Consider the following 15027-nt stretch of genomic DNA (forward strand, 5'->3'; position numbering starts at 1 on the left):
GGAGTTTGCCTCTACTGTGGCGGAAAATAAAAACAATACTAAATATGGACAGAGAGATATCAAAAGAAGTTCGAAGAAAAGAACAACGCAAACAAATCATAAAGATCGGGGGAGGCGTGGGAGCGGTCGTAGCCGTCATTGCCGTGATCATTTCTTTCCTGCAAACCAGCCTGAACCGTAAAGACCTGACTATATCCACCGTCGACCAGGGCGTCATCGAAGTATCGGTCAGCGCCTCCGGCAAGGTGATACCCGCTTTCGAAGAGATCATCAATTCCCCCATCAACACCCGTATCGTCGAGATATACAAGAAAGGCGGCGACTCCGTCGATGTAGGAACACCGATCCTCAAACTCGACCTGCAAAGTGCCGAAACGGAATACAAGAAGAAACTGGACGAACAACAGATGAAACAACTCGAACTGGAAAAACTCCGTGTCACCGGCCATAGCAAACTCTCCGAAATGGAGATGAACCTGAAAGTCTCCCGCATGGAACTTGACCGTAAAGCCGTCGAACTGCGTAACGAACGCTACCTCGACAGCCTCGGCGCCGGCACCACCGACAAAGTCCGCCAGGTAGAACTCGACTACAACGTCAGCCAGCTAAAACTCAAGGAAGACGAACAAAAATACATCAACGAACAGGCTCTTGCCGAAGCCGACCTGAAAGTGAAGGAGCTCGAACTCAACATCTTCCGCAAAAGCCTCGCCGAAACCAAGCGCACGCTCGACGATGCCCAGGTCCGCTCCCCCCGCAAGGCGATCCTGACCTATGTGAACAACGAGATCGGCGCTCAGGTAAGCGAAGGCACCAAGATCGCCATCGTCTCCGACCTCTCGCATTTCAAGATCGAGGGTGAGATAGCCGACACCTATGGCGACCGTATCGCCGCCGGCAGCAAAGCCGTTGTCAAGATCGGCAGCGACAAACTGGAGGGTACCGTCAGCGACGTCACCCCGCTGTCGAAGAACGGCGTCATCTCCTTCACCGTCCAACTGGAAGAAGACAACCATCGCCGCCTCCGCTCCGGCCTCAAGACCGACGTATATGTCATGAACGCCGTCAAGGATGACGTCATGCGCATCGCCAACGCCTCTTATTATGTCGGCAAAGGTGAATACGACCTCTTTGTAGTCAATGGCGACCAACTCTTGAAACGCAAGGTACAGCTAGGTGACAGCAACTACGAATACGTAGAAGTGATCAGCGGCCTGCAACCCGGCGACCAGGTAGTAGTCTCCGACATGGCAAGCTATAAGGACAAGAACAAACTCAAAATAAAATAACGTCCCGTACGGGCGGTTCGCGAACCGCCCCAACATAAACAACAACAATATGTTCAAACAATACCTCAAACAAGCCCTGAACATGCTGCGTGAGAACCGCCTCATCAGCCTGATCTCCATACTCGGCACGGCCCTTTCGATAGCCATGATCATGGTTGTCATCCTGGTCTTCCAGGTACAACTGACCTCGTTCGTGCCCGAAGTAAACCGCGACCGCATGCTCTATGTCGAAAACGGTACCGAAGTAAAGGCTCAGAACAGTTGGAGCCGCGGCAACATGTCGGTCGAAGCCGTTCGCGAATGCTTCTATTCCCTGAAGACACCCGAGGCCGCCTGTGCCTGGGCCACCCGCTTTTCCCCGCTCTCTTTGCCGGGCAAGCAGATGTTCAAGACCTATACGATCTACTATACCGATCCCGGTTTCTGGAAGATATACGCATTCTCTTTCCTGGAAGGCAAACCTTTCTCGGAAGCCGACTTCAGCTCCGCCATCCCACAGGCCGTTGTCTGTGAGAGCGTCGCCAAGCAACTTTACGGTACTACCCAGGTTGTCGGCAAACCCGTCATCATCGACCGCATGTCCTATACGATCTGCGGTGTCGTGAAAGACGTCAGCCGTGCCGCCGACACCGCCTACGGGCAGGTCTGGACGCCCTATACCACCAACCGGGTCCTGTCGGATATGGCGTTTATGGAGAATATGTCGGGGGCCTTCAACGTCTGCCTGCTGGCCCGTGAGACGTCCGGTTTCGACGCCATCCGTCAGGAACTGAAGGGGCAGATGGCCCGCTACAACTCCACAAAGAAAGAGGTGCAGATCAACTTTTTCCATAACCCTATCAGCCGTTTCGACAAAGCGATCGGTACGAGCGGACAGATCAAGGTCGAGCTGAAGGACTACCTCACGGAGATGGGCGGCTTGCTGCTTTTCCTCCTGCTCGTACCGGCCCTTAACCTGATGGGCGTCACCCAGTCGGCGGTGCAGAAACGCCGTTCGGAAATGGGAATCCGCAAGGCATTCGGGGCGACTTACGGCGACCTGGTCCGCCAGGTCCTCTACGAAAACGGGGTGATCACCCTGGTAGGCGGCGTGATCGGTTTGCTGCTCTCGTTCCTGTTGTTGCCCCTCTGCCGCAGCTTCCTGCTAGAAAAGGCGGACACGGTACTGCAAAGCGATATGCTGTTCAAACCCGGACTTTTCCTGGTGGCCCTGCTGTTCTGCCTGCTGCTGAACCTGCTTTCTGCGGGTATTCCCGCCCTGCGTATCGCCCGCCAGCAGATAGCCGCTTCATTGAAAGGCGAAGAATCCGAAGAGATGTAACCATATAAATACGAAAGGAAGATGATAAAGCATATACTGAAAATAATCTGGAACCAGCGCCGCAGCAACGGCTGGATATTTGCCGAACTGCTGGTCGTAGTCAGTATCCTGTGGGTAATGACGGATTCGCTGCTGGTCGATAAATACACTTACTATTCGCCCCTGGGGTTCGACATCGAAGATACGTATAAGGTACAGTTGGGTATCCTCGCGCCGGGCACTCCGGGATACGTGGACGATTCGTTGCTGACCACCCGCCAGGGGGAGGACGTGCTTCGGCTGGCGGGACTGCTCCGACAGGCGTCCGAGGTAGAGGAGGTCTCCATCTCCCATGTCGGCTGTGTGTACACCCAAAGCCGTGCCTTCTCGCAACTCTACCGGGCGGATGCGGATACGTTCATCAAGGCGAACTTCCGCCAGTCTACCGTCAGTCCCGAGTATTTCACGGTGCTACGAATGAAAGATACCGAAGGCAACCTGCTGGGTCCGCAGATCGGACAGCGGACAGGCGGCGTTATCACCTCCGACCTGGAGCGGCTCTTTTATGGAGCGGACGTCTCCGCCCGGGGCAAGGCCGTCAAGTATCATCCCGACAACACCGATGAGATGGCAATCCTGGCAGTCTCTGGCCCTGTCCGCGAATCGGAGTATAAGAAGAGTATCCCTTTCTTTTATTATATCCCTTCGCAGTCAGAAATGATCAGGCAGATCGAAGAGGCGAAGGCGGTAGGCATCGACTGCCTGGTGCGAATGAAATCCGGTTTCCGTCCGGAAGACATGGAAAGGTTCCTGCAAGGAATGGGCGAACGGCTGACGGTGAATAACGTCTATGTTTCCAGCGTCGTCCCCCTCAGCGAGATGCGTACCGGGATACTGAAGAAATCCGAAGACGCCATGAAGAAGAAGTCTGCCCTGGTCAGTTTCATGCTCATCAATGTTTTCTTCGGTATTATCGGAACGTTCTGGTTACGCACGCAGGCACGGCAGGGTGAGATCGGACTTCGTATGGCTCTGGGTTCCAACCGTAGCCGGATTGGTAGCCTGATGAATTGCGAGGGATTGATGTTGCTGGTGCTGACTGTCCCGCTGGTACTGGTTTTTATCCTGAATATGTTGTATTTCGATATGCTCGATACCATCCGTTTGCCTTATACCAGGTGGCGTTTCGCGGTCACCTTCGGAGGAGCCTACCTGCTGATGGCGGGTATGATCAGCCTCGGCATCTGGTTCCCGATGTACAAGGCGGTACGGATGAAACCGGCGGAGGCGTTGCATTATGAATAAAGAACAATAATAACAATTTAAATATCAAACATCATGATCAAATTAACAAACCTCGAGAAGATCTACCGTACGAAGGAGATCGAAACAGTTGCCTTGGAGAATGTGAATCTGGATATCCAGAAGGGAGAATTCCTCAGCATCATGGGCCCCTCCGGTTGCGGAAAGTCCACCTTGCTGAACATCATCGGACTGTTGGATGCCCCGACAGCCGGTACGGTCGAGATCGCCGGAACCAATACGGTCAGTATGAACGACAAACAACTGGCCGCCTTCCGTAACAAGACGCTCGGTTTCGTCTTCCAGTCCTTCCACCTGATCAATTCGTTGAACGTACTGGATAACGTAGAACTCCCGCTGCTCTACCGCAACGTATCTTCTTCCGAACGCCGCAAGGCTGCCGAAGCCGTTCTCGAAAAGGTCGGACTGAGCCACCGCATGCGCCACTTCCCGACACAGTTGTCCGGCGGTCAGTGCCAGCGTGTAGCCATCGCCCGTGCCATCGTAGGGAATCCCGAGATTATCCTGGCGGATGAGCCGACCGGTAACCTGGATTCAAAGATGGGTATCGAGGTCATGGATATCCTACACCGCCTGAATAAGGAAGACGGCCGCACCATCGTGATGGTAACCCACAACGAAGCGCAGGCACAGCAGACCAGCCGCACAGTGCGTTTCTTCGACGGACGACAGGTTCAATAGTAGCCCTTCCCCTCTCGGGAAGAGGCAGGGAGTGTGTTACAGGCAGGGCAGACAGAGGTTGTGGACTTCCCCGCTCCCCGTTTGCCGGGAGAACGGGGAGCCTAATGCTAGACCTCGCATCACGCCGATGAGGCAGATCACCTCACCCTGATGAGGTGGTTAACATCATCCAGATGAGGTAGATTACATCACCCAGGTGAGGCAGGTTACATCATCCCGGTGAGGCAGGTTACATCATACCGGTGAGGTAGTGTCTAGCACGGTAAAGGCGACAGTGCCGACACGAGGCTTCTTGTACAGGTGGTAAGTAGGTGTGTACTGGCTATGCACCTCCGCTACCCATCTTCCCGGCGTAAGTGCTTCGGGGATCATGAAAGCCAGGCGCATCGTCTGGTTGATGAAGACGAACCGGGGTTCGATAAAGTAACGTTTGTCGCCCTCCTCCTGACGGATCACGATGCCGACATCCGGATGGTCGCCCATTACTTTCACGCGTTGTCCGTGGATGAAGAGCGGAAGGGTGTAGTCGGAAGGGATACAGCAGAACTCGTAGGCATGTCCTTTTTCATGGCGTTCGTTGTAGATGCTGAGTTCGTTTGGCAGCGGGGCGTTCGCATTGAAGTTGCTTACCTCGGCCGGAAACGAGTCGATCAGCTGGTTCAGACGGGGAGAGGGGCGGAAGTTGGCACGGATGGCGTGCTTTGCGCGGTCGAACTTGTCGGTAGGGGCGTTGAAACGGCCGGTGACGGTCAGTTCCGTGCGTCCCAGGCCGAAGTCGACGTTGAAGCCGTCGTGGATGGCACCGTACATCTCTTCGATCATCGTACGGAACACTTCGACGAACGTTCCGTGGCGGTAGGAAGAGCGGGCTTTAACGGCCCGGGCGGCGATATCTTCGATAGTGAGCGTCGGATGGTTGGGCAACGTTCCTTTATAGAACGGCTTTTGTCCGGGCAACTGGCTTTTACTCAGTTTGACGAATAGTTTGCCGGGTTTAACGGTCATTTTTGATTTAGGTAGCTCTTTATCCATAACACACATAGATTAATGTTAAACGACAAAGATAAGTAATATGTTCAGACAATATCTCATACAAGCTTTGAATCTGATGAAACAGAATCACATAAATTAAGAAAGGTAATATATATGTACAAACAGTATCTCAAACAAGCCTGGCAACTGATGAAGCAGAACCGCTTCTTCAGCTTCGTCTATATTCTGGGGACGGGGCTTGCCATCTCGATGGTGATGGTCATGGCGATCGTATATTATATCCGTACCGCGGATATCGCTCCCGAAGACTGCCGGAGCAGGCTGTTGCAGTTGAACCGTGCCTCCGTGAAGTCGAAGGATGAGGAAAAAGGGGGGACCTACAACTGGATGCTTTCGTACCATGCGGCACGGCAGATCCTGGACGGGCTGTCCGAAGTGGAGGAGGCGTGCCTGCGTATCGATCCGGGTAGTACGGGGCAGTTGATGGGGACTGTCTATTCACAGCTACCGGGAAGCACCGACCGCTATAAAACCCGTTTGATGGCTACCGATGCAGCCTTCTGGCGTATCTTCAGTTTTCGGCTGCTGCATGGCAAACCTTATACCGATGAAGAATATGAGAGCGGCATGAAACGGATCGTGTTGAGCGAATCGTATGCCCGCAAACTGTTCGGTTCGGCTGATGTGATTGGCAAAGGGGTTATGATTAATCAGGTGGAGTACCGGGTGGCCGGGGTGGTGGAGGATGTGTCGTCCGTCATGACGATGACCTGTGCCGATGCCTGGGTGCCTGTTTCCTCTGTGCCTGCCCTGGTGGAAGCGGGGGGAGCCGAACGATCGGCAGGCCCTGTCTGCGCTTATATGCTGGCAAAGAGCACAGCCGGCTTTGAGGCGATCAGGGATGAGGTGAATCGCCGCCGTCTCCAATATAATACGACTTTGCAGGAGCGGTATGTGGATGCTTTCAATCTTTCCACGCCTCAGCAGACACAGATAGGCAGTCTCAACTTTAGAATGTCTTATGCCGATATTATCCGTCGTTATCTGCTGATCGCGTTGGTTTTCCTGCTCGTCCCGGCTATCAACCTGACGGGGCTTATCTCGTCGAGGATGCAGGAGCGTACCGAAGAGATGGGGTTACGGAAAGCCTTCGGGGCCCGTTCGCATTCCCTGGTGACGCAGGTGCTGACCGAGAACCTGCTGTTGACCTGTATCGGGGGAGTGGTCGGTTTGCTGGTCTCGTGGCTGCTGGTGGTCGTGTTGCGCAATTACCTGTTGAGCAATTTCGGGTTTATGAATGAGGGGAATGTACAACTGACATTCGACATGCTGTTTAACCTGCCGCTTTTCCTTTCGGCTTTCGGGTTGTGCGTCGTGCTCAACCTGCTCTCGTCGCTGCTGCCGGTATGGAAAGCGACACGCCGTCCGATAGTAGATTCAATCAACGATAAATAAGGATACATTATGATAAGACATCTGTTTAAACTAATATGGACACAGCGCCGTTTCAACGTCTGGATCGTGCTGGAGTTGTTTGTCGTATCCACACTGATGTGGTACATTGTCGATTACCTGAGCGTCCTGGCCATCACCGCCAGTACCCCGACAGGCTTCAATATCGAGAATACCTATAAGCTGAACCTTGCGCTGAAGCAGGCGAACGAAAACGGGTATGTCACCTACGAGGAAGGCAGCCCGGAGCCTTACCAGAACATGAAACGCATCGAAGAACGCCTGCGCCGGCATCCCGATATCGAAGGGGTGAGCGTGGGCGAATGGCATTATCCTTATTGCCGCAGCAACTCGAACAATAGCTACTGGAGGGATACCTTGCGGGTGAATACCGAGATACTGACCGTTACGCCCGACTACTTCCGTGTCTTCCGCGTGTCTTCTGCTGACGGTGGTGGTCCGGAGACACTGGCACAGGCGATGGGGAGTGATTATATTATTACTCCGGCCGTCGAGGAACGGCTCTTTCCCGGCTCTTCCGCCATCGGAGGTTTTATCTTCGACCGCGACGACAGCCTGAATATGCGTGTGGCAGGAGTCACCACGCTGATGAAGCGGATGGAGTTTAGTCGTCCGGCATGCTTTCTCTTTATGCCTTTGGACGAATCGGACAGGGTGCTTCGGGGGGAGAATGATTTATGGAGTTCTACCGATATCTGTTTCCGGGTGAAAGAGACGGCGGCTACGGCCGACTTTGCCGAACGTTTTGCCCGTGAGATGCGTCCGCAGTTGCAGGTGGGTAACTTCTATTTGTCGGAGATCACGCCTCTCAGCGATTTTCGCGAGGAGCAGTTGGAGTGGGTATATAGTCCGCTGCGTTTCCGGATCGGCTTTTCGATCTTCTTCCTGACCAATATCTTCCTGGGAATAATCGGGACTTTCTGGCTGCGCATCAACAAGCGGCGGTCGGAGATCGGATTGCGCATGGCGGTCGGCTCTTCCCGGCGTATGGTGTTGTGGCAGATGATAGGCGAGGGGCTGGTGTTGCTGGTCATCGCTTTTATCCCGTCTTTGCTTGTTTGCCTGAATCTGGTACAGGTGGATTTACTGCCGGAAGAATATATGGATGTAACACCTTTGCGCATCTTGCTGAATACGGTGATAACGTTTACCCTGCTGGCTGTTGTCGTCTGCCTGGGTACCTGGTATCCGGCACGCCGCTCGGCAAAGATCGAGCCGGCTGAGGCGCTGCATTATGAATAGGGGATAGGAATCCCGGCCGCTTGTTTGCCGGATATATATGTAGTGTTCGATACTGTGATGACTGTTCGGTATCGAACACTATCTGTTTTAGACTTTCTGCTTATTATCAACGGGTTATATTTGTGGCACGGCATTTGCTTTTAGTCCGGCATAACAAATAAAACCGTATCATGTATAAACAATACTTCAAACAAGCCTGGAACCTGATGAGGCAAAACCGCTTCTACAGCGGGGTGTATATCATCGGGACGGGACTTGCCATTTCGATGGTGATGGTGATAGCGATCGTGTACCATATCCGTACAGCTGACATCACACCCGAAGTGCACCGCGGCAAATACCTGTATATCGACCAGATGAAATATGAACGGGGGAAAGGAAACAGTAACTTTTTCTGGGGCGTCCGTTCGGCCAAAGAATGCCTGATGCCGTTGAAGTCGGCAAAGGAGGTGGCGCTTATGACCAATACGGCCATCACCAGCCTGCTTTATGGCGACACCTATGTGCAGATTCCCGGGGGAGACGACCCCCAGAAGGTGCAGGTGATGGGTACGAACAATAGCTTCTGGCGCCTCTTCTCTTTTTCTTTCGTCGAAGGGAAACCGTTCAGTGAGGAGGAGTTCCAGTCGGGTTTCCCCCGGGTGGTCGTTTCCGAATCGCTGGCACGCCGTATCTTTTCGACGGCGACCGGCGTGACGGGGAAAAGTATCCTGCTGGACGATACCGAATATTCCGTTAGCGGCGTGGTGAAGGATGTCTCCGCCGTGACTCCCTCCGTGTATGCCGATATGTGGGTGCCTTATACCTCGATGCCGTTGGTCATGGGGGCTTCCGACGAGCGCGATGTTTCGGTCGGCTTGCTGACGGTCTGTATCCTGCCTGCCGACGGGATGGGAGTCGACGAGGTGAGCCGTGAACTGGAAGAAATGATCGACCGTTATAATACGACCCTGGCCGACGGAAAGCTCAGTATGATGAACGGGGTGGAGACGCATCTGACGCATGTGGTCCGCCAGTTTGTGATGGGTGGTTCCGTGACGGCGGTTTATCTGATGCTCCTGTTTCTGATCTTTCTTTTCCTGCTGATTCCGGCGCTGAACCTGTCCGGCCTGAACGCTTCGCGGATGCAGGACCGTATCTCCGAACTGGGGGTGCGGAAGGCTTTCGGGGCGCGTAAGAACCGGCTGCTGACGCAGATACTGATCGAGAACCTGTTGCTGATGCTGCCGGGCGGATTGGTCGGGCTGCTGGTATCGTATGGGATGGTGGCGCTCTTTCAGCAGTTGCTGCTTACGCCGGGTATCATTGCGATGGTGCAGGGCAGTGTGCAGACGGAGCTGACAGTCGGGATGCTGCTGAGTCCGGCGGTGTTCGGCTATGCTTTCGGGGTCTGCTTCCTGCTGAACCTGATGTCGTCGATGATCCCTGCCTGGCGTGCGATCCGTGTGAATATTACTGAGTCGTTAAACCACTATTAAAAGGAATAGATATGCTGTTACATATACTGAAACTGATTAAGACGCAACGCCGCAGCAATACCTGGGTGTTTATAGAACTGCTTGTCGTCTTCGTACTGCTCTGGTACGCCGTCGACCGGATGACGATGAGCCGGATCACACAGGCGCAACCGATGGGATACTCGTTTGAGAATGTATATAAGGTGACGCTGGCCGTGCGCCCTTCCACCAGCGCTTCCTATATTACCTACGAACAGGGGAGCCAGGGGGCGGGAGAGGATTTCATGCGTATCATCCGCCAGTTGGAAACGCATCCCGACGTGCAGGTGGTAGGCCTGGCGAACGAGGCTTCGATGCCTTATACCTATATGTCCAATTCGGATACTTATTTTCAGGAGAAAGATTCTATTTACCGGAATGCTTTCGACTTCAGTGTTACGCCCGGTTACTTCCGTGTGTTCGATATACATGCGGCCGATGGCGGTTCGCCGGACGAACTGGCTTCCGCTATTCAGGAAGGTATCCTGCTCAGTGAGCCGATGGCAATGAAATGTTTCAGCTCGACCCTGGTGGACGGCCGGGAGTTGCTAATCCTTCAGGATGACACCTTGCGTTACCGTGTGAAGGGAGTGACGCAAGCCGTAAAGCGGGAAGAGTTCAGCCAGCCGCCTTCGATTGTCTTTAAAGAGATGAAAGAGCGGAGTATCCTGCGGATGAGTGAACAGGAGCTGGGGAAGATGCAGATCTGTTTCCGTGTCCGTCCGGGTGCGGCGGCGGAGAGTGCTTCCGAATATGCCGTCCGTTTTAAGAAAGAGATGAAGCACCGGCTGGCGGCAGGCAACTTCTGGCTGGCTAACGTGCAATATTACCCCGATGTGCGTACGAACTATCTGGAGACTTCGATGAATACGAGTGGGGGAAAGCTGGACATTGCGATCAATATATTCCTGCTGATCAATGTCTTCCTGGCTGTGATCGGGACGTTCTGGTTCCGTGTGAACCGCCGTCGTAACGAGTTGGGGCTTCGCATGGCCGTCGGTTCCAGTCGACGCCGCCTGCAACAGTTGCTTATCGGCGAAGGATTGATGATACTAACTATAACCGCCGTACCCGCCTTGCTGATCTGTGTGAACGTGGCCTTTGCCGGCCTGCTGAGTACGGAGGTGATGGAGGTGACTGTCGGCCGCCTGTTGCTTGTCAGCCTGCTGACGTGGCTGTTGCTGGCCGTTATCATCACACTGGCTATCTGGTATCCGTCCCGTAAGGCGGCCCGTCTCGAACCGGCGGAAGCCTTGCATTACGAATAAACAAATACTGACATTATGTATAAGATCTATTTAAAACAAGCACTTGCCATGCTGAAGGAGAACAAACTCCTGGCCCTGATCTCTATCCTGGGGACGGCATTGGCTATCTGCCTGATCATGGTGATGGTGATCACGTATCAGGTACGTGTCGAAAACTATTCTCCCGAGGACAACCGCGACCGGACGATGTATGTGCGGTGGGGCGGACGGACCTATAAAGGGGAGCAGTACGGGAACGGTTATCTTTCCTTGCGTACGGTCAAAGCGTGTTTCCTACCGTTGAAGACACCCGAGGCTGTGTCGTTTATCTCTCCCTGCCGCAGCTTGCTGGCTTCTTTGCCGGGCGGGAAGGAGAAGAAAGATTGCCTGATGATGTTTACTGACGATGTGTTCTGGAAGGTCTTCAACTTCGAATTTATATCCGGCAGTCCTTATACGAAAGAGGAAGTGTCTTCGGGTATAAAGAAGGTAGTCATCAGCGAGTCGACCGCCCGCCGGTTATATGGCACGGCCGATGCTGCCGGCAAAACGATTATGATCGCTTATAAGCCTTACACGGTTGGCGGGGTGGAAGGATATTTCCACAATTGCCAAAGCGGCATATGCGGAGGCGTGGATTCCTTATACGGCTTCGGCTGCCGATTTGAGCGATGATTCCTGGGCGGAGAATATAACGGGATGGTTCCAGGTGATTATCCTGGCCCGTTCGGCATCCGATTTCGATACAATCAGGAAAGAAATAAGCAACCTGCAAGCGCAATATAACAGTTCGTTGAAGGATTATAAGCTCGTGTTATACGATCAACCAGATACGCAGCTTGAATTGGAGATTAAAGGAGTGAGGGCTATCGGACCTGACAAGACAAGGACGATCGTGCAGTATTTGCTGATTATCGTGATTCTGCTGTTGGTGCCTGCAATCAATCTTTCCGGCATGACCTTGTCACGGATGCGCAGCCGTCTGCCGGAGATTGGCATACGCAAGGCGTTCGGAGCGACCAAAGGCCGTCTGCTGGTGCAGATACTGTCGGAGAATATGTTTCTGACCTTGCTGGGTGGGGTGGTCGGACTGCTCTTCTCTTACATCGCCATCTTTTTGTTGCGAACCTGGTTGCTGAGTAATAGCTTCGGCTCCATCTCTTCCGTGTTCGGAGGGACACCGATGCTGTCTGTTTCTGAGTTGCTTAATCCGGTGATATTCCTCTATGCATTCCTGTTCTGCCTGATACTGAACCTGCTGTCTGCCGGAATACCTGCTTACCGGATGTCGCGCAAAGAGGTGGTAGAAGCTTTGAATGAAAACTAAACCGTTAAAATAGTACGAAGATGATCAAACATATCATTAAATTAATATGGAACCAGCGGAAAAGTAATAGCTGGTTGTTGGGGGAATTGTTACTTGTGACGGTTTGCCTGTGGTATATTGTAGATTATTTGCTGGTCGTATTATATACGTTCAGTGCACCGGTCGGTTTCGACCTCGACCATACCTATAAGTTTGAGTTTAACGCCCGGGAAGAGGGGGCCGAAGGGTATTTGACACCTGGGGAGCACCCCGCCAAAGCCGGTGAAGATTTGTGGGAGGCGATGGAGCGCATACGCAGGATGCCGGGCGTGGAAGAAGTGGCTTTATCCAGGTTTGGCGTTCCTTATAATAGCATGGATAATTACCAGCCTCTTCGCCGGGATACGCTTTCGGATGCTGTTTCCTGCCGTATCCAGTTTGTTACTCCGGAGTATTTCGATGTATATCGTATTGGTTCCGCTATTTCCGGAAATCCTGAAGAACTGAAAGAGGGGATAGGCGGTATGAAGGTTATTATAACCCGGGATGCGGCAGAGAGGCTTTTTCCGGAGAAAAGTGTAAAGGACGCAGTAAAACAGACTGTTTATACAAATAATAATTCCGGAACGATGACCATTGGCGGAATTAGCCAGGAGGTCCGCCGGTCGGAATTTAGCAAGGTGGGAGCAAGGATTTATATTAATCAGAGTGAGGCGGAGGTAAAGACCGTCTCGGCAGAGATGTTACCCTGGATGGAAGTCTCTGTGCGGGTTAAACCGGAAGCCGACAGGAACTTTGCCGATACATTTATGCAGGAGAAGAGTGACCAGGTGGAGATCGGTAACCTCTATCTTCAGAATATTATCCCGCTTTCCAATATAAGGGAAGATGCTTTGCGGGACGGAAAAGGGGAGATGAAAACGCGTTTGTCCATCCTGCTTTTCCTGCTGGTGAATATCTTTCTGGGGATTGTCGGTACTTTCTGGTTCCGTACCCGTCAGCGGCAGGGGGAAATGGGACTTCGGATGGCATTAGGGGCTACACGGGGGCAGTTGAGGATGACGGTGTTGGGCGAGGGGCTCGTGTTGCTGACACTTGCGTTTATTCCGGCCGTTGTCATCTGTCTGAATATTGCTTTTGCCAATCTGATCGATTCGAACCTGATGGATAACAGCCTCCTGCGTTTTGCGGGAGGGATGCTGGTCACTTTCCTGCTGATCGCCGGGATGATTATTGCCGGTATCTGGTATCCGGCCAACGAAGCGGCACAGCTGCAACCGGCAGATGCTTTACATTACGAATGATTAAAACCTCAAAGAATATAGAGTTAGTCACATATAGACTTGTAATTAAGCCCGGATCTGTAGCGAGTACACGTCCGGGCTGTTTTTTCTATTCCGTTATATCAGTTATGCTCAGAAGGTCATGGAAGCATAAATGCCGAAATGTTTGTCACCGGCCAGTGGACTGAGGGTCAGGTTGTGCTTTTGGGCAAACGGACGGGTGAAGATATAGGCACTGCCGATACCCATGGCGGCTCCGGCGGCCACATCCCACCAGTCGTGCTTCTTGGCATACGTACGGCTCCATCCTACATAGGTTGCTACGGCATACGCCGGGATACCCCATTTCCAACCGTAACGGCGCTGGATAAAAGCAGCGCCTGTAAACGATACGGAGGTATGCATGGAAGGAAACGAATGGTTGTCGCTACCGTCGGGACGTTCTTTCTTTACCAGATACTTCAGTGCATAGGTCATGCCGACCGTACTTACACCGGCCAGTGCACCCTGTTTCAACCCCTGCCAGTCCTGAAGGATCAGCACGGTTGCCAGGCTCGCCGCAGGAGTAAGGCAGGCCAGCACGTCGCCCGATTTACGGACGGCATTACGGCTACCGCTTAGTTTGACTTCTTGTGCATGGCTGTTGAAGCAGACCATGAATGCCAGAAGAAAGGTAAAAAGATAGGTTGTTCGTTTCATATTTTCTTTGTTGATGCAAAGTAGAAACGGAAGTTACCAGAACTTATTGTTTTCAGCACTGTATTCAAAGCCGGCAACGGCAAGTTTATGGACAAGCATGTCCTTGTCTACGTCCATCTTACGGCATAATTCATCAAGGGATGCATATTTGTCGCGCAGTTTCATGTTAACTACGCTGAAAAGCATCGTCGGGTCTTCGGGAAGTTTCATTGTTATGTGTAATTAAAATTAATAGTGAATATTTGAAATAACTATTGTTTGTTCTGTTTTGTTTAAAATGTTCTGATTTGTTTAAAACGTACGGATTCAACATAAAGCAATCAGCTTGGGAAAAAAGATGATTCCGCCTACTATTGCGGCGGCAATCGCCATTAACAATACGGCTCCGGCTGCCAGGTCTTTGGTCCGTTTGATTGCTTCGCTATATTCGGGCGATACAAAGTCGGCAATAGCTTCCAGGGCTGAGTTGACGGCTTCGGCTGCCAGCACGGCACCGATCACGATTACGACAGCAACCCATTCCATGCGCGACAACCCCAGAAGAACACCGGCAATCACCACGCATACAGCTGCAAAACAATGTATCCAGGCATTATGTTCTTTCGTGATCAACAAACGTATCCCGTTGAACGCATACCGGAAACTCCGTAGCCGCTTGCGGAAAGTAAAGCCATCATTCTTCATATATCCATTCT

The 15027-nt window shown here is 52.6% G+C and carries 15 protein-coding genes; 11 read left to right on the forward strand and 4 right to left on the reverse strand.

All coding sequences use genetic code 11. From position 1 onward, the window contains the following. Positions 1 to 44 precede the first annotated feature (44 nt). From HMPREF1535_RS23700 to HMPREF1535_RS23715, 4 genes are read left to right on the forward strand one after another with little or no spacing between them, the layout of a single operon-like run. The gene (locus HMPREF1535_RS23700) at positions 45 to 1289 is read left to right on the forward strand and encodes an efflux RND transporter periplasmic adaptor subunit (RefSeq protein WP_046147809.1); all 1245 of its coding nucleotides are present in this window, start codon (positions 45 to 47) and stop codon (positions 1287 to 1289) included. A gap of 49 nt (positions 1290 to 1338) precedes the next feature. Next, complete coding sequence (locus HMPREF1535_RS23705) at positions 1339 to 2610, forward strand: ABC transporter permease (protein ID WP_046147810.1); 1272 nt, start codon at positions 1339 to 1341, stop codon at positions 2608 to 2610. A 21-nt stretch (positions 2611 to 2631) separates the two neighbouring features. Continuing rightward, positions 2632 to 3894, forward strand: a complete 1263-nt coding sequence (locus HMPREF1535_RS23710) for an ABC transporter permease (protein ID WP_046147811.1) — start codon at positions 2632 to 2634, stop codon at positions 3892 to 3894. 33 nt (positions 3895 to 3927) lie between these two features. Next, positions 3928 to 4593, forward strand: a complete 666-nt coding sequence (locus HMPREF1535_RS23715; protein ID WP_007653641.1) for an ABC transporter ATP-binding protein — start codon at positions 3928 to 3930, stop codon at positions 4591 to 4593. 234 nt (positions 4594 to 4827) lie between these two features. Here the strand turns inward: HMPREF1535_RS23715 and HMPREF1535_RS23720 are convergent, their stop codons facing one another. Continuing rightward, on the reverse strand, positions 4828 to 5625 hold the full coding sequence (locus HMPREF1535_RS23720) for a DNA-binding domain-containing protein (RefSeq protein ID WP_046147886.1): 798 nt from the start codon (positions 5623 to 5625) through the stop codon (positions 4828 to 4830). Positions 5626 to 5739: 114 nt separating this feature from the next. Here HMPREF1535_RS23720 and HMPREF1535_RS23725 point away from each other — a divergent pair, with 114 nt between their 5' ends. The 7 genes from HMPREF1535_RS23725 to HMPREF1535_RS23750 all read left to right on the forward strand — a co-directional run bounded on the left by HMPREF1535_RS23725 (position 5740) and on the right by HMPREF1535_RS23750 (position 13654). Next, the gene (locus HMPREF1535_RS23725) at positions 5740 to 7041 is read left to right on the forward strand and encodes an ABC transporter permease (RefSeq protein ID WP_046147812.1); all 1302 of its coding nucleotides are present in this window, start codon (positions 5740 to 5742) and stop codon (positions 7039 to 7041) included. Positions 7042 to 7050: 9 nt separating this feature from the next. After that, positions 7051 to 8301 carry an ABC transporter permease gene (locus HMPREF1535_RS23730; protein WP_007653638.1) on the forward strand — a complete coding sequence of 417 codons (1251 nt, stop codon included), beginning with the start codon at positions 7051 to 7053 and terminating at the stop codon, positions 8299 to 8301. Between the two features lie 170 nt (positions 8302 to 8471). Continuing rightward, complete coding sequence (locus HMPREF1535_RS23735) at positions 8472 to 9779, forward strand: ABC transporter permease (protein ID WP_046147813.1); 1308 nt, start codon at positions 8472 to 8474, stop codon at positions 9777 to 9779. Positions 9780 to 9790: 11 nt separating this feature from the next. Further along, the gene (locus HMPREF1535_RS23740; RefSeq protein WP_046147814.1) at positions 9791 to 11065 is read left to right on the forward strand and encodes an ABC transporter permease; all 1275 of its coding nucleotides are present in this window, start codon (positions 9791 to 9793) and stop codon (positions 11063 to 11065) included. 15 nt (positions 11066 to 11080) lie between these two features. Beyond that, on the forward strand, positions 11081 to 11719 hold the full coding sequence (locus tag HMPREF1535_RS26385; RefSeq protein ID WP_244275712.1) for an ABC transporter permease: 639 nt from the start codon (positions 11081 to 11083) through the stop codon (positions 11717 to 11719). Beyond that, complete coding sequence (locus tag HMPREF1535_RS26390) at positions 11625 to 12371, forward strand: ABC transporter permease (RefSeq protein ID WP_244275714.1); 747 nt, start codon at positions 11625 to 11627, stop codon at positions 12369 to 12371. The genes HMPREF1535_RS26385 and HMPREF1535_RS26390 overlap by 95 nt, the downstream gene beginning before the upstream one ends. A gap of 20 nt (positions 12372 to 12391) precedes the next feature. Then, positions 12392 to 13654 (forward strand): ABC transporter permease, encoded by a 1263-nt coding sequence (locus HMPREF1535_RS23750; RefSeq protein WP_046147815.1) that lies wholly within the window; start codon positions 12392 to 12394, stop codon positions 13652 to 13654. A 111-nt stretch (positions 13655 to 13765) separates the two neighbouring features. On the opposite strand, the gene HMPREF1535_RS23755 is transcribed toward HMPREF1535_RS23750, so the two are convergent. The 3 genes from HMPREF1535_RS23755 to HMPREF1535_RS23765 all read right to left on the reverse strand — a co-directional run bounded on the left by HMPREF1535_RS23755 (position 13766) and on the right by HMPREF1535_RS23765 (position 15016). Further along, positions 13766 to 14290 (reverse strand): phosphatase PAP2 family protein, encoded by a 525-nt coding sequence (locus HMPREF1535_RS23755; RefSeq protein WP_374692926.1) that lies wholly within the window; start codon positions 14288 to 14290, stop codon positions 13766 to 13768. A 75-nt stretch (positions 14291 to 14365) separates the two neighbouring features. Further along, complete coding sequence (locus HMPREF1535_RS23760) at positions 14366 to 14542, reverse strand: DUF4250 domain-containing protein (protein ID WP_010800257.1); 177 nt, start codon at positions 14540 to 14542, stop codon at positions 14366 to 14368. A 96-nt stretch (positions 14543 to 14638) separates the two neighbouring features. Further along, a complete protein-coding gene (locus HMPREF1535_RS23765; protein ID WP_044215250.1) occupies positions 14639 to 15016 on the reverse strand; it encodes a diacylglycerol kinase family protein in 378 nt (125 codons plus the stop codon). Between the last annotated feature and the right edge of the window lie 11 nt (positions 15017 to 15027).

It is taken from the genome of Parabacteroides goldsteinii DSM 19448 = WAL 12034 (assembly GCF_000969835.1).
GTDB lineage: Bacteria > Bacteroidota > Bacteroidia > Bacteroidales > Tannerellaceae > Parabacteroides > Parabacteroides goldsteinii.

Excerpts from the sequence above, each read along its gene's own strand:
- HMPREF1535_RS23730 (WP_007653638.1), top strand. The coding sequence starts at position 7,051 with ATGATAAGACATCTGTTTAAACTAATATGGACACAGCGCCGTTTCAAC.
- HMPREF1535_RS23720 (WP_046147886.1), bottom strand. The coding sequence starts at position 5,625 with ATGGATAAAGAGCTACCTAAATCAAAAATGACCGTTAAACCCGGCAAA.
- HMPREF1535_RS23755 (WP_374692926.1), bottom strand. The coding sequence starts at position 14,290 with ATGGTCTGCTTCAACAGCCATGCACAAGAAGTCAAACTAAGCGGTAGC.
- HMPREF1535_RS23735 (WP_046147813.1), top strand. The coding sequence starts at position 8,472 with ATGTATAAACAATACTTCAAACAAGCCTGGAACCTGATGAGGCAAAAC.
- HMPREF1535_RS23725 (WP_046147812.1), top strand. The coding sequence starts at position 5,740 with ATGTACAAACAGTATCTCAAACAAGCCTGGCAACTGATGAAGCAGAAC.
- HMPREF1535_RS23715 (WP_007653641.1), top strand. The coding sequence starts at position 3,928 with ATGATCAAATTAACAAACCTCGAGAAGATCTACCGTACGAAGGAGATC.
- HMPREF1535_RS23710 (WP_046147811.1), top strand. The coding sequence starts at position 2,632 with ATGATAAAGCATATACTGAAAATAATCTGGAACCAGCGCCGCAGCAAC.
- HMPREF1535_RS23705 (WP_046147810.1), top strand. The coding sequence starts at position 1,339 with ATGTTCAAACAATACCTCAAACAAGCCCTGAACATGCTGCGTGAGAAC.
- HMPREF1535_RS23760 (WP_010800257.1), bottom strand. The coding sequence starts at position 14,542 with ATGAAACTTCCCGAAGACCCGACGATGCTTTTCAGCGTAGTTAACATG.
- HMPREF1535_RS23765 (WP_044215250.1), bottom strand. The coding sequence starts at position 15,016 with ATGAAGAATGATGGCTTTACTTTCCGCAAGCGGCTACGGAGTTTCCGG.
- HMPREF1535_RS23750 (WP_046147815.1), top strand. The coding sequence starts at position 12,392 with ATGATCAAACATATCATTAAATTAATATGGAACCAGCGGAAAAGTAAT.
- HMPREF1535_RS26385 (WP_244275712.1), top strand. The coding sequence starts at position 11,081 with ATGTATAAGATCTATTTAAAACAAGCACTTGCCATGCTGAAGGAGAAC.
- HMPREF1535_RS23700 (WP_046147809.1), top strand. The coding sequence starts at position 45 with ATGGACAGAGAGATATCAAAAGAAGTTCGAAGAAAAGAACAACGCAAA.
- HMPREF1535_RS23740 (WP_046147814.1), top strand. The coding sequence starts at position 9,791 with ATGCTGTTACATATACTGAAACTGATTAAGACGCAACGCCGCAGCAAT.